13 protein-coding genes are annotated in these 12,492 nt (G+C 33.6%); 7 read left to right on the forward strand and 6 right to left on the reverse strand.

All coding sequences use genetic code 11. The features are described from left to right. The first annotated feature begins 30 nt into the window (after positions 1 to 30). From trpB to ACFFVB_RS18195, 7 genes are all read left to right on the forward strand, one after another. Positions 31 to 1,212, forward strand: coding sequence for a tryptophan synthase subunit beta (trpB, locus tag ACFFVB_RS18165; protein ID WP_382384832.1), 1,182 nt, complete (start codon positions 31 to 33; stop codon positions 1,210 to 1,212). A 227-nt stretch (positions 1,213 to 1,439) separates the two neighbouring features. Next, positions 1,440 to 1,718 (forward strand): GIY-YIG nuclease family protein, encoded by a 279-nt coding sequence (locus tag ACFFVB_RS18170; RefSeq protein WP_382384678.1) that lies wholly within the window; start codon positions 1,440 to 1,442, stop codon positions 1,716 to 1,718. A gap of 294 nt (positions 1,719 to 2,012) precedes the next feature. Beyond that, positions 2,013 to 2,789: a tryptophan synthase subunit alpha gene (gene trpA, locus ACFFVB_RS18175; RefSeq protein ID WP_382384680.1), complete on the forward strand. Its 777-nt coding sequence runs from the start codon at positions 2,013 to 2,015 to the stop codon at positions 2,787 to 2,789. A gap of 88 nt (positions 2,790 to 2,877) precedes the next feature. Beyond that, the gene (locus tag ACFFVB_RS18180) at positions 2,878 to 3,021 is read left to right on the forward strand and encodes a hypothetical protein (protein WP_382384681.1); all 144 of its coding nucleotides are present in this window, start codon (positions 2,878 to 2,880) and stop codon (positions 3,019 to 3,021) included. A gap of 66 nt (positions 3,022 to 3,087) precedes the next feature. Continuing rightward, positions 3,088 to 3,540, forward strand: coding sequence for a tRNA (cytidine(34)-2'-O)-methyltransferase (locus ACFFVB_RS18185; RefSeq protein WP_382384682.1), 453 nt, complete (start codon positions 3,088 to 3,090; stop codon positions 3,538 to 3,540). A 75-nt stretch (positions 3,541 to 3,615) separates the two neighbouring features. Then, on the forward strand, positions 3,616 to 5,139 hold the full coding sequence (locus tag ACFFVB_RS18190) for a carbon-nitrogen hydrolase family protein (RefSeq protein WP_382384683.1): 1,524 nt from the start codon (positions 3,616 to 3,618) through the stop codon (positions 5,137 to 5,139). A 202-nt stretch (positions 5,140 to 5,341) separates the two neighbouring features. Then, positions 5,342 to 6,391 carry a DUF481 domain-containing protein gene (locus tag ACFFVB_RS18195; protein WP_382384684.1) on the forward strand — a complete coding sequence of 350 codons (1,050 nt, stop codon included), beginning with the start codon at positions 5,342 to 5,344 and terminating at the stop codon, positions 6,389 to 6,391. Positions 6,392 to 6,466: 75 nt separating this feature from the next. Here ACFFVB_RS18195 and ACFFVB_RS18200 read toward each other — a convergent pair whose 3' ends face one another. The 6 genes from ACFFVB_RS18200 to ACFFVB_RS18225 all read right to left on the reverse strand — a co-directional run bounded on the left by ACFFVB_RS18200 (position 6,467) and on the right by ACFFVB_RS18225 (position 12,385). Continuing rightward, positions 6,467 to 7,492 carry a TQO small subunit DoxD gene (locus ACFFVB_RS18200; RefSeq protein WP_382384685.1) on the reverse strand — a complete coding sequence of 342 codons (1,026 nt, stop codon included), beginning with the start codon at positions 7,490 to 7,492 and terminating at the stop codon, positions 6,467 to 6,469. A 47-nt stretch (positions 7,493 to 7,539) separates the two neighbouring features. After that, on the reverse strand, positions 7,540 to 7,872 hold the full coding sequence (locus ACFFVB_RS18205; protein WP_382384686.1) for a hypothetical protein: 333 nt from the start codon (positions 7,870 to 7,872) through the stop codon (positions 7,540 to 7,542). A 247-nt stretch (positions 7,873 to 8,119) separates the two neighbouring features. After that, positions 8,120 to 9,898, reverse strand: a complete 1,779-nt coding sequence (gene argS / locus ACFFVB_RS18210) for an arginine--tRNA ligase (protein WP_382384687.1) — start codon at positions 9,896 to 9,898, stop codon at positions 8,120 to 8,122. Between the two features lie 164 nt (positions 9,899 to 10,062). Then, on the reverse strand, positions 10,063 to 10,998 hold the full coding sequence (gene ctlX / locus ACFFVB_RS18215) for a citrulline utilization hydrolase CtlX (RefSeq protein ID WP_382384689.1): 936 nt from the start codon (positions 10,996 to 10,998) through the stop codon (positions 10,063 to 10,065). A 56-nt stretch (positions 10,999 to 11,054) separates the two neighbouring features. Continuing rightward, positions 11,055 to 11,702 carry an HAD family hydrolase gene (locus tag ACFFVB_RS18220; RefSeq protein ID WP_382384690.1) on the reverse strand — a complete coding sequence of 216 codons (648 nt, stop codon included), beginning with the start codon at positions 11,700 to 11,702 and terminating at the stop codon, positions 11,055 to 11,057. Positions 11,703 to 11,704: 2 nt separating this feature from the next. After that, entirely contained in the window at positions 11,705 to 12,385 is a 681-nt protein-coding gene (locus ACFFVB_RS18225) for an SDR family NAD(P)-dependent oxidoreductase (protein WP_382384692.1), read from the reverse strand. Positions 12,386 to 12,492 lie beyond the last annotated feature (107 nt).

The raw sequence follows: 12,492 nt of genomic DNA on the forward strand, positions 1-12,492 counted from the left end.
TTTAGCAACATAGCTGCAAAACAACATACCATGAGTTACAATGTAAATGAGAAAGGTTATTATGGCGAATTTGGAGGTGCATACATCCCGGAAATGCTATATCCTAACGTTGAAGAGTTACGCCAAAACTATTTAAAAATTATGGCCGAACCTTCATTTAAAGAAGAGTTCGACCAGTTATTAAAAGATTATGTTGGGCGACCATCTCCGTTATATTTCGCAAAGCGATTAAGCGAGAAATACAATACTAAAATCTATCTTAAACGCGAAGATTTAAACCATACTGGAGCACATAAAATAAACAATACTATTGGTCAGATTTTAATGGCCAATCGCTTAGGTAAGAAACGTATTATTGCCGAAACTGGAGCTGGACAACATGGTGTGGCGACAGCAACGGTTTGCGCACTTATGGGCCTAGAATGTATTGTATATATGGGTGAAATTGATATCGCTCGTCAAGCACCAAACGTGGCACGTATGAAAATGTTAGGCGCGACTGTTATTCCAGCACTATCTGGAAGTCGTACGTTAAAAGACGCGACTAACGAAGCAATTCGCGATTGGATTAATAATCCGGTAGATACGCATTACATAATTGGAAGTGTAGTTGGACCTCATCCGTACCCAGATATGGTAGCTCGTTTCCAATCTGTTGTATCTCAAGAAATAGAATGGCAATTGCAAGAAAAAGAAGGACGTACAAAACCAGACCATGTTGTTGCATGTGTTGGAGGTGGTAGTAATGCTGCTGGGGCTTTTTATCAATATTTAGATGAAACAGACGTGAATTTAATCGCTGTTGAAGCTGCTGGTTTAGGTGTAGATTCAGGAGAAAGTGCAGCCACTTCTGCTTTAGGAAGAGAAGGTATTATTCACGGAAGTAAAACCTTACTCATGCAAACTGACGACGGACAAATCACTGAACCGTATTCGATTTCTGCCGGTTTAGATTACCCTGGTGTCGGACCAATGCATGCCAATTTATTTGCTACAGGCCGTGCTGAATTTATTTCAATTACAGATGACGAAGCTATGAACGCTGGAATGGAACTTTGTAAATTAGAAGGTATTATTCCCGCTATTGAAAGTTCTCATGCTTTGGCTGTATTTAAAAATAGAAAATTCAAGCCAGAAGAGGTCGTTGTATTAAGTTTATCTGGTCGTGGTGATAAAGATTTACAGAATTACATTGATTATTTTAAAATCTAGAATGTAATGCGCTAGTGAGAATCTAAAAATATGATTCGAAGCGTCATACTGAATTGGTTTCAATATCACACCAGAGTATAAAAATTAATTGAAAGGTTATAATTCACTTTCTAATTCTCTAGTGAGAACCTGAAATAAATTCAGGTTGACGTAGATGATCTAAAACAAATTACAAATCGAAGCGTCATGCTGAACTCATTTCAGCATCACACAAGAGAATAGCAAAAATGAAATCAAGTTTCGTTTACATAGTAACCAATACACATAGAACAACTCTATATATTGGTGTAACCTCTAATTTGATTACCCGTATTACAAACCATCAAAATGGGATTGGTTCTATTTTCACTAAAAAGTATAATCTTAAAGACCTTATTTATTATGAAGAATTTAGTGATATAAAACAAGCAATAGCTAGAGAGAAACAACTAAAAAACTGGAAAAGAGTCTGGAAATTGAATCTAATAAAACAGAAAAATCCAACCCTTGAGACATTAATACTCTAGTAAAAATCTAAAGGTAGAAACTAAAACAAAATCGAAGCGTCATACTGAACTTGTTTCAGTATCACACGAAATAATAAATAATGAGACCCTGAAATAAATTCAGGGTGACGGATGTGTTAATATTGAATTAAGACTAAAACATCAACAGATCGTCATGCTAAACTCGTTTCAGCATCACATTAGAAAGGTTTTTAAATTGAATATAGAGAACATGTAACCTGTTTAGACTTACGAACAAAAAGAATTTACCTGAATTAGTATTTATCTAATTCAACTGAAAAAAACAAAACTGTTATGAACAGAATAAATCAAAAACTCCAAGAAGACAAAAAATTATTGTCTATATATTTTACCGCTGGATATCCTAGTTTAAACGATACGGTAAGCATCATTGAAGACCTTGAAAAAAATGGCGTGGATATGATTGAAATCGGGTTACCTTTTAGTGATCCATTAGCCGATGGTCCAACCATTCAAGCAAGTTCTACGCAAGCCCTAAAAAACGGAATGACTACAGCAAAGTTATTCGAACAGTTAAAAGACATTAGAAAAACAGTATCAATACCGTTAGTAATAATGGGATACTTCAACCCTATTTTACAATATGGTGTAGAGGCCTTCTGTAAAAAATGTCAAGAGATTGGTATCGATGGCTTTATTATTCCTGATTTACCTGTAAACGAATACAAGGACCACTACCAAGACACTTTCGAGAAATACGGATTGGTAAACGTCTTTTTAATTACACCTCAAACGTCTAACGATCGTATTGCGTTTATAGATGACATCTCTAACGGTTTTATTTATATGGTAAGTAGTGCAAGTGTAACTGGAAGTCAGTCAGGATTTGGAGACGAGCAGACCGCTTACTTTAAACGTATTTCTGATATGAATTTGAAAACACCACAAATCATCGGATTCGGAATTAATAATGCTGAAACTTTTAATCAGGCAGCAACATACACCAAAGGAGCTATAATTGGAAGTGCATTTATAAAGTATATTACCGAAAATGGTATTAATAATATTGGAGATTTCACATCTAAAATTAAACCACAACTTAAAGCTTAACGTTTGTTAACAAGGGTTTAAGACGGTTTTGGCGACCTGTGAATATTCATTTTTATACCTTATGGATGAACTAATAAAAATGAATATCATGGGAATTATTAAAGATCAAAAGAAATTTAATCCAAAACAAAAACAATCGAATCCAACAAATCCTACGGCAAATACCGATCAGGACACCAGAAAGTTCGATATGAATAGCGAAACAATTAAAGAACAACAAAATAAAAAATAATTAAATTTTAAAAAAGACTTTTCAGAAAACGAAAAGTCTTTTTTCTATTACTATACCACTTACATTATGCCACTAAACATTGTTCTTTTTGAGCCAGAAATACCAAATAATACGGGAAATATTGGTCGATTAAGCTTGGCCTCAGGCTCTAACTTACATTTAGTAAAACCTTTTGGTTTCGAAATAGACGACAAGCGGTTAAAGCGCGCAGGTTTGGACTATTGGCAACATCTAAATGTGACGTATTACGATTCTATTACAGATTTTTTCAAAATAAATGAAAACAAAAAAATGGCATTTTTGTCTAGTCACGGCGAAAAGAACCATTGGGATATCAATTTTGAAGATGATATGTTTCTCATCTTCGGAAAAGAATCAGTAGGACTTCCAAAGGAACTAATTGAAAACCACAAAGAAGACCTTTTCAAAATTCCACTTTTTAGTGAACACGTCCGTAGTTTAAACTTAGCTAATGCCGTTGGAATTGTCGTTTATGAAGGCCTAAAAAAATTAAGTTAGCACCTCAATTTAATTTAAAAAGCTGATTAATTAATTTGTACATTTCGCCCCTAAAATACTAGTAAACAGATTTTCATGGAAGATATTGAAAATATTGAATTAGCTTATTTAAGTCTTGACGATTATCAAGAACTTAAAGCAGCAATGATTGAGTCGTACAGCAGCATGCCCGATTCCTATTGGAGAGAACATCAAATAGAAACCCTATTAAAACAATTTCCAGAGGGACAAGTTGTTATAAAAATAAACAACCAAATTGCGGGTTGTGCACTCTCTATAATTGTAGATTATAGTCAGTTTGACAATGCGCATACGTACAAAGATATTACAGGAAATTACACATTTAACACCCATAATAAAGACGGCGACGTTATTTATGGCGTCGATGTGTTTATTAAACCAGAATTTAGAGGCTTACGCTTAGGTAGACGTCTTTACGATTACCGAAAGGAATTGTGCGAACGTCTTAATTTAAGAGGCTTGGCTTTTGGTGGACGTATTCCTAATTATCATAAATTTTCTAACGAGCTTAGTCCTAAAGAATACATTGATAAAGTAAAACGTAAAGAGATTCACGATCCTGTTTTAAACTTTCAAATTTCTAACGACTTTCATCCTACTCGTGTGCTTAAAAATTATTTAGAAGGCGATAGTAATTCTGAAGATTATGCCGTGCTTTTAGAGTGGGATAACATTTATTATGAGAAGAAAGAAACCAAAGCAGCTACTACAAAAAAGATAGTTCGTTTAGGATTAATTCAATGGCAAATGCGTCCTTATAACGATTTGGATGAATTAATGCAACAAGCAGAATATTTTGTCGATGCCGTTTCTGGATATAGAAGTGACTTCGCCTTGTTTCCTGAATTTTTTAATGCACCGTTAATGGCAGACGATAATCATTTATCGGAACCTGATGCAATTAGAAATTTAGCTGAACACACTGCAGAAATTGTTTTACGATTCTCTAAGCTAGCTATTTCTTATAACATCAATATTATTACGGGAAGTATGCCAGAAATCGCTGAAGACAACCGACTGTATAATGTTGGCTATTTATGCCGAAGAGATGGTACGACAGAACGCTATGAAAAATTGCATGTTACACCAGACGAAGCTAAAGTCTGGGGAATGGAAGGTGGTTACAAGCTTGAAGCTTTCGATACCGACTGTGGTAAAATAGGTATTCTGATATGTTATGATTCTGAATTCCCAGAATTAAGCAGATTGCTAGCCGATCAAGGAATGGACATCTTATTCGTGCCATTTTTAACAGACACTCAAAACGGATATTCTCGAGTTAGACATTGCGCACAAGCACGTGCCATTGAAAACGAATGTTACGTCGCCATAGCTGGAAGTGTTGGTAACTTACCAAAGGTCCATAACATGGATATTCAGTTTGCACAATCTATGGTCTTTACACCGTGTGATTTTGCCTTTCCTGCAAACGGGATTAAAGCTGAAGCAACACCAAACACCGAAATGATTTTAATAGCAGACGTCGATATCGACCTACTTAGAAATCTTAACCAATTTGGAAGTGTAAAAAACTTAAGAGATAGACGAAAAGATATTTTTGAATTAAGAAAAAAATAGAGTTTAAAAAATTATTACCATAAACTAAAGCATCATATTTGAAAAGATATGATGCTTTTTTTTTAATCAAAAAAGGACAAGAATTAACAAATATTTAAGATAAAATATTCGACTGCTTTCATTTTCTCCAAAGTTTATTATCTTCGCACCGATCAAATAAATATTATCATTACAGCTTAAATACTACTAAAACCAACATTCTATGTTAGAACACTTTAAAACATCAAAATGGTGTAAACACATCTTGTTTTTAGCTTTTTTAATTTCATCAATTCATCAAATTCGTGCTCAAAATGACACTTTAGTCCTTAAAAATAACGATAAACTTATTGGAGAAATTAAGGAAATGTCTAAAGGCGTTTTAACAATAAAAACTCCTTATAGCGACAGCGATTTTAAAGTAAAATGGAAAGAAGTTGTTAAGGTAAGTAGTAACCAAACCTACCTAATGACTTTATCGGACGGAAGACGAATTAATAGTATTCTTAAATCTACACCTGGTGAAGAAGGAAAGGTGACACTTGTACAGGATAATATAGAATTGGTAAGTGATATTGAAGATATTGTGTATATTAAAGCTATAAAAGGTAGTTTTATTTCGCGTGTAGATGCTAGCTTATCTATCGGATTTAACTTTGCAAAAACTAACAATTTAACGCAGTTTTCTATATTAAGTAATATAGGCTATACGGCAGATAAATGGGGATTCACCGCAGGTTTTAACTCCGTTAGAAGTAATCAGGACGATGTAGATGAAACCAAACGTACAGATGCAAATATTGGTGCAAAATACTTTATGAAACGTGATTGGTTTGCTTTAGCAAATGCCGATTTCTTATCTAACGACGAGCAGTTATTAAAATTACGTTCTTCAACACAAGGAGGTATTGGTAAATATTTTATTCATTCAAATCGTGTATATTTTGCAACAGGTACTGGTTTAGCTTGGACCAATGAAAACTATACAGACCCTTCACTTAAAACAAAAAACAGTTTAGAAGCCTTTTTATCATTAGAATTAAATATGTTCGATTACGACGATTTAAGTCTATATTCTAAATTTGTAGTATACCCTAGTTTAACAGAAAGTGATCGTATAAGAACCGATTTAAATCTTAATGTTAAATATGATTTACCTTTAGATTTCTTTGTGCAATTAGGTCTAACACATAACTACGATAGTCAACCTATTGAAGGTGCATCAACTACCGATTATGTTTTTCAAACTACCATTGGTTGGGAATTGGACTAATCTAAATAAAATACTCATAAAAAAAACGTGTTAGAATTTCTAACACGTTTTTTGTTTTAAAGCCTCTTTATCAACTTAATTCATAGAGATTTCTTGTTCCCAAGTTATCCCACTAATATCTGTTAGCTTTAAAGTCAATTCTCCTTTTGGTAAAAGCTTCAAACGATTATCTATTAACTTTAATTCGGCCCGAGATCCTAATGGAATAATTAAGCTATGTGCTCCAGGTTTTACTTTGGCCACATATTTATTACTAATCATTTCAGTTTTAAATTCAGCTAATTGTTCCCCATTTAATGATAAAACAGATTGATTATCCTGATTCATAACATCAATTCCAATTAGAAAAGAACCATAGACATCGACACCTTCAACTCTAAAAACCTCAAAGTTTAATGTTTCATTTTTAATATGTGCATTAGAAATTTCAATTTTAGGCTTTACCGATTTGTTATGTAAAGTTCCCCAAACACCACCGTGGAAATACTGATTAGTAAATAGAGTTAGAAATAATATTCCAACAGCACCAACAAGAGTCACTCTAGAGACAAACTTTTCTGTTAGCGGAAGTGGCCCAGAACCCAACCATTTAAACATCGTTTTTTTGGTAATAGGAAATCCTTTCTTCATAAAGTAATAATCTAAAGAATATCTTCCGCTTCCTGTTAAGAACAATGTAAATCCTGTTGCGATTCCCAAGACACCTATTTGCCATTCGTCAAGACAAGTGGTACCAATCCAACCAGACCCTAATAGAATCCCCATAGCCAAGCTAAACACGCCTATACTCATTAAACGTGTAAATAGTCCAAGCATAATTAATAGTCCTACAATACCTTCTATAATAGTAAAACTAGCCATTGCCCACCAAAGTGAATCTGGGTTTTCTACTAAATGAAGAATTATAGGTTTTATACCTAGAGCGTTTGGTAAAAAATGATTGAATTTTTCTCCGATATAACCTGCTGTTTCCGGATCTAATTTATTTGCTAATATTGATCTGCGCCAGAAAGCAGAAAAATAAGTCCACCCCACAACTAAACGTAAGCTGAGAGTAAACATACCAGCCGTAGTATATGACTGCGATATATTTGTATTCATGAATGTATATTTTGTAAAATGAAAAATAATTTTAACGTAGTTGATCGTTACGTTAAAATGACATCTTTCTTATTTTTATACAAAATATAAAGCGGAATTTTTAAAGGATGAACACGTTTACTTTGTGCAAGAAAAGGAATCGGTTTCTCTAAAACCAAAACGGTCTCTAAGCCAATGTACTTTGAATGTAGAGGTAATATTCCAGCAATCTTAATATGCTTACTACTATTGTCTGAAGTACTAAATTCGGAGACTTCAAACGTGTCACAACTCCTATTTAATTGAGCTATTTTACTTTTACTAGTAACTTCAGTTTTATCAAGTTGTAAAGCGGATTGTAAACTCGTTCTAACCGAACATGGAGACAATAACAAAAGCATTCCAAGACTAAAAATCTTGAGAAATTGAATGAAACTATTATGTGTTTTTACCTTAACCATTTAATCTATAAAAATAGATATTGTAAACACACCCAACCGTTATAGCGACGTTAAATTTAAAACAAAAAAAACGCATTAGCTTATCACTAATACGTTTATATTTTTTGAGTATATATTTATGATTCTAAATTAGTCAAGCAATTTGTCTTAATTTTTCTCTCATATTTTCCTTAAAACAATTTTAAAATTACATGCGTTCTGGAACTTGAATTCCTAATAACTTAAACGCATTTTTTATAGTTGTAGAAACTGCTTGAGCCAACTGCACTCTAAATATTTTTTCATTTAAATCGTCTGCTCCTAAAATAGATACATTCTGGTAGAAAGAATTAAATTCCTTTACTAAATCGTAAGTATAATTTGCAATTATTGCAGGACTATATTGCACTGCTGCTAATTGAATCGCTTCAGGAAACAATTGTAATTGTTTTAGCAACGATTTTTCTTTCTCGTGTAATTCAATTTTTGGAGTATCTATCGTATAATCGAAGTCTGCTTTTCTAATTATAGACTGAATTCTCGCATAGGTATACTGAATAAATGGCCCTGTGTTTCCTTGAAAATCGATAGATTCTTTAGGGTCGAATAAAATTCGTTTTTTAGGGTCTACTTTTAGGATGTAATACTTTAAAGCGCCAAGACCAATTGTGCTATACAATTCGTCTTTTTCGTCTTGCGAATACCCATCTAACTTTCCTAATTCTTCAGAAATTTCTCCTGCTGTTTCAGCCATTTCAGAAATTAAATCGTCGGCATCGACAACAGTTCCCTCTCTACTCTTCATTTTTCCGCTTGGTAAATCTACCATACCATAACTTAAATGAAATAGGTTTTTAGACCATTCAAATCCTAATTTTTGAAGAATTAAGAATAAGACTTTAAAATGATAATCTTGCTCGTTACCAACGGTATAAACCAAACCTCCAACATTTGGATAATCTTTTATACGCTGAATGGCAGTACCAATATCTTGCGTCATGTACACTGCGGTACCATCTGAACGTAAAACGATTTTCTCATCTAAACCTTCTTCAGTTAAATCGCACCATACAGATCCATCTTCTTTCTGGAAAAACACTCCCGTTTTTAAACCTTCGGCAACAAATTCTTTTCCTAGTAAATACGTATCACTTTCGTAATAATAACAGTCGAAATCTACACCTAAGTTTTTATAAGACACTTCAAAACCATCGTAAACCCATTGGTTCATGGTTTTCCAAAGCGAAACAACGGCTTCATCTCCTGCTTCCCACTTTAACAACATGGCTTGTGCTTCTAAAAGAATTGGTGCTTGCTTTTTAGCATCGTCTTCAGAAAGTCCATCTGCTTTTAAAGTTTCTATTTCCTTCTTATATTCTTGATCGAATTTTACATAGTAATTCCCGACTAACTTATCACCTTTTAAACCTGTGCTTTCCGGTGTTTCACCAGCTCCAAAACGTTCCCAAGCCAACATACTTTTACAAATATGAATACCACGGTCGTTTATAATTTGAGTTTTGTATACATTTTGCCCTGAAGCTTTTAAAATTTCGGCAACACTATATCCCAATAAATTATTTCTGATATGTCCAAGGTGAAGCGGCTTATTTGTGTTTGGAGAAGAATATTCTACCATAACAGCTTTAGCATCTTCAATTGGAGTTACATATCCGAAAGTAGGTTCTGCTTTTATACTATTAAACCAATTCTGATAATAAGAATCTGCAATTACAATATTCAAGAATCCTTTAACGACATTATAGCCCGTTACATCTTCTACTTCTTTAAGTAAATATGCACCAACAGCCTCACCAATTTGAACTGGATTTCCTTTTACAACGCGTAACATAGGAAAAACGACCACAGTAATATCTCCTTCAAACTCTTTACGAGTCGACTGAAATTCTACTGTTTCTAATTCGGCATTATAAATAGATTTTATGGCTTGTTTGACGTGTTGCGACAAAGACTCTTGTATACTCATTACAATTGATTTAATTAAGAGGCCAAAGATACTATTTTTATCACATTAAAGGGAAAGATTGTAATATGGAAAGATGATATAAACGTTTCCAACGGACTCTAAAATCCGAGAATAAACAACGTTACCTCATTTAAAACAAACAGATCTTTACAATTAATAGAAAATTACGCTTTAAGCAAAAATACCTCAGCCATCATACAGCGTGCACTTCCACCACCACAAGCTTCAATTGTATCTAGAGAACTATGTACAATTTTACAATGTTTAGTAATGGTATTAATTTGAGACCCCGTTAATGATTGATGTGCAGAACTACTCATAATTAAGAATAACTCATCGTTAATTCCACGAACTTGAAGCATATTTCCTGCAAAATGCTCTACTTGAGATTCTGTGATCGAAATAATTTCTTTTCCGCTTTCCTTTAAATGCTGAAGCACCTGTTTACGTTCTTTTTTATCGTCTATACTCTCTAAACAAATAACGGCGAAATTCTCTGCCAAGCACATCATTACATTAGTATGGTAGATAGGTTTTCTCTCCCCTTCTACCGTTTGATAAGCTGTAAAAACAACAGGAAAATAATCGAAATCTTCACAAAACTCTATAAATAAATCTTCGTCGGCTCTAGCAGACAATGCGCAATATGCTTTTCCATTTACACGATCTAATAATAAACTTCCGGTACCTTCTAAAAACAAGCCTTCTTCTTCGGCACTCGTATAATCCAGTACATCGTTAATTACAAAACCTTTTTCTTCTAGTACATCAAAAACATCTTCACGACGTTCTAAACGTCTATTTTCTGCAAACATAGGATACAATCCCACCGTACCATTTTCGTGAAATGAAATCCAGTTATTAGGAAAAATAGAATCCGGAGTGTCCAATTTTTCGTTATCATTTATTACAATAACTTGTACTCCAATGGTTGTTAATTTCTCAACAAAATTATCAAATTCTTGTTGTGCTTTTACATTTACCGTTTCTGGCAAAACACCTTTCATCGCTGTTTGATAATAATTATTAACAGCTGTCTGTTCGTTCATTCTAAAATTAACGGGACGAACCATTAAAATGGTATCTGTAGTATGTTGCATATTTGTTAAAAATTTCGAGCAAAATTAGTCTTTTTTCTGATATAGAATGGCCTCTTTTATTTCGCGTTTTGAATTAATGAGATTAATTGATTCATGTTATTAAATTCTAAAGTTGGATAGCCTTTTAGTTGATTATGTATATCGTCTGCAGTATAGCCAAATACATCAAATCCTCCAGCTTTAGCCGCTGTAACACCAGAATAACTATCTTCTATTACAAGGCATTCTTCAGGCTTAAACCCCATAGATTCCGCTGCCCAAAGAAAGATAGCTGGATCTGGTTTCCATTTCTGTATGGTATAACAACTAAATAATCGGCCTTCAAATTTATCCAATAAACCGGTTAATTCTAGATTTAACCTCATTTTAGCTTCGAGCGCACTTGATGCGACACAAAATGGTAATTCTAATTGTTCTAGAACCTCTTTAATACCATTAATAGGTTTTATATGGTTTTTAAAAGCTTCCATACTTAAGGTTCTATATTGCGACTCGAAATCTTCAGGTAAAGGTTTATTAATTAAAGTCTCTATTTTTTCGATACACGCATTCATGGAACAGCCTTTAAACATTTTAATGGCAGAACTTAAATCTAAATTTGCACCATAATGATTACCTAACTCTACCAAAACACCATTGCTTAAGGCTTCACTATCGACAAGGACACCATCGCAATCGAAAATCACACATTTATATTTACTCATAATTATGGAGTTGTAGAGGACACTTGTAACACTTTCCCATTATAAAAAGCATGTCCTGTTAATGAAAAATTGAAAATATAACTCGCCATACCTTCTGCTGTTGTTGGCGCTATATAGCCTGGAAAAGCTTCTTCTAACATTTCTGTTTGTACTGCTCCTAAAGCCAACACATTAAATGCGATTCCAGATTCTTTATATTCTTCGGCAAGTAATTCTGATAATGTAATGACGGCACCTTTACTAGAACTGTAAGCAGCAAGTCCAGGGAATTTCATACTGCCTTGAATACCTCCCATTGAACTAATGGTAACCATATGGCTTCCTTTTAGCATAAACGGAAGTATGGTTTGAGTCAGTTGAGCAACGCCAAAGACATTCGTTTTATATACGGTTTGAAAATCGGCTTTTGTTAATTCTGAAAATGGCTTATTAACTAAAGCGCCTGCGTTATGAATTAAAACATCCACTTGTTTCCAATTTTCCTTTACAAAGCGATTCACTTTTTCGAAATCGGCATCCTCCTCTAAGTTGAAACAAAAAGTAGCGACGTTCTTAAGTTTTAAATCCGATATCGGTTTTTCATTTCTAGACAAGGCTAACACTTGATGTCCTGCTTCAGCAAAATACTTCACTAGTTCTAATCCAATGCCACGACTTGTGCCTGTTATAATAACGTTTTTCATAATGTAATACGAGAGTTTAATCTTCAAAATAATATCTATAACAAATATACTTGTCCACATTGAATTGACATCGCTTTTAGTAATACTTTATATAAAAGCAAAATTTA

It is taken from the genome of Formosa undariae, assembly GCF_042427615.1.
Taxonomy (GTDB): domain Bacteria; phylum Bacteroidota; class Bacteroidia; order Flavobacteriales; family Flavobacteriaceae; genus Formosa; species Formosa undariae.

Bases quoted from the DNA above. Each gene is read 5' to 3' on its own strand.
- trpB (WP_382384832.1), top strand. From the start codon at position 31: ATGAGTTACAATGTAAATGAGAAAGGTTATTATGGCGAATTTGGAGGT.
- ACFFVB_RS18170 (WP_382384678.1), top strand. From the start codon at position 1,440: ATGAAATCAAGTTTCGTTTACATAGTAACCAATACACATAGAACAACT.
- trpA (WP_382384680.1), top strand. From the start codon at position 2,013: ATGAACAGAATAAATCAAAAACTCCAAGAAGACAAAAAATTATTGTCT.
- ACFFVB_RS18180 (WP_382384681.1), top strand. From the start codon at position 2,878: ATGGGAATTATTAAAGATCAAAAGAAATTTAATCCAAAACAAAAACAA.
- ACFFVB_RS18185 (WP_382384682.1), top strand. From the start codon at position 3,088: ATGCCACTAAACATTGTTCTTTTTGAGCCAGAAATACCAAATAATACG.
- ACFFVB_RS18190 (WP_382384683.1), top strand. From the start codon at position 3,616: ATGGAAGATATTGAAAATATTGAATTAGCTTATTTAAGTCTTGACGAT.
- ACFFVB_RS18195 (WP_382384684.1), top strand. From the start codon at position 5,342: ATGTTAGAACACTTTAAAACATCAAAATGGTGTAAACACATCTTGTTT.
- ACFFVB_RS18200 (WP_382384685.1), bottom strand. From the start codon at position 7,492: ATGAATACAAATATATCGCAGTCATATACTACGGCTGGTATGTTTACT.
- ACFFVB_RS18205 (WP_382384686.1), bottom strand. From the start codon at position 7,872: ATGCTTTTGTTATTGTCTCCATGTTCGGTTAGAACGAGTTTACAATCC.
- argS (WP_382384687.1), bottom strand. From the start codon at position 9,898: ATGAGTATACAAGAGTCTTTGTCGCAACACGTCAAACAAGCCATAAAA.
- ctlX (WP_382384689.1), bottom strand. From the start codon at position 10,998: ATGCAACATACTACAGATACCATTTTAATGGTTCGTCCCGTTAATTTT.
- ACFFVB_RS18220 (WP_382384690.1), bottom strand. From the start codon at position 11,702: ATGAGTAAATATAAATGTGTGATTTTCGATTGCGATGGTGTCCTTGTC.
- ACFFVB_RS18225 (WP_382384692.1), bottom strand. From the start codon at position 12,385: ATGAAAAACGTTATTATAACAGGCACAAGTCGTGGCATTGGATTAGAA.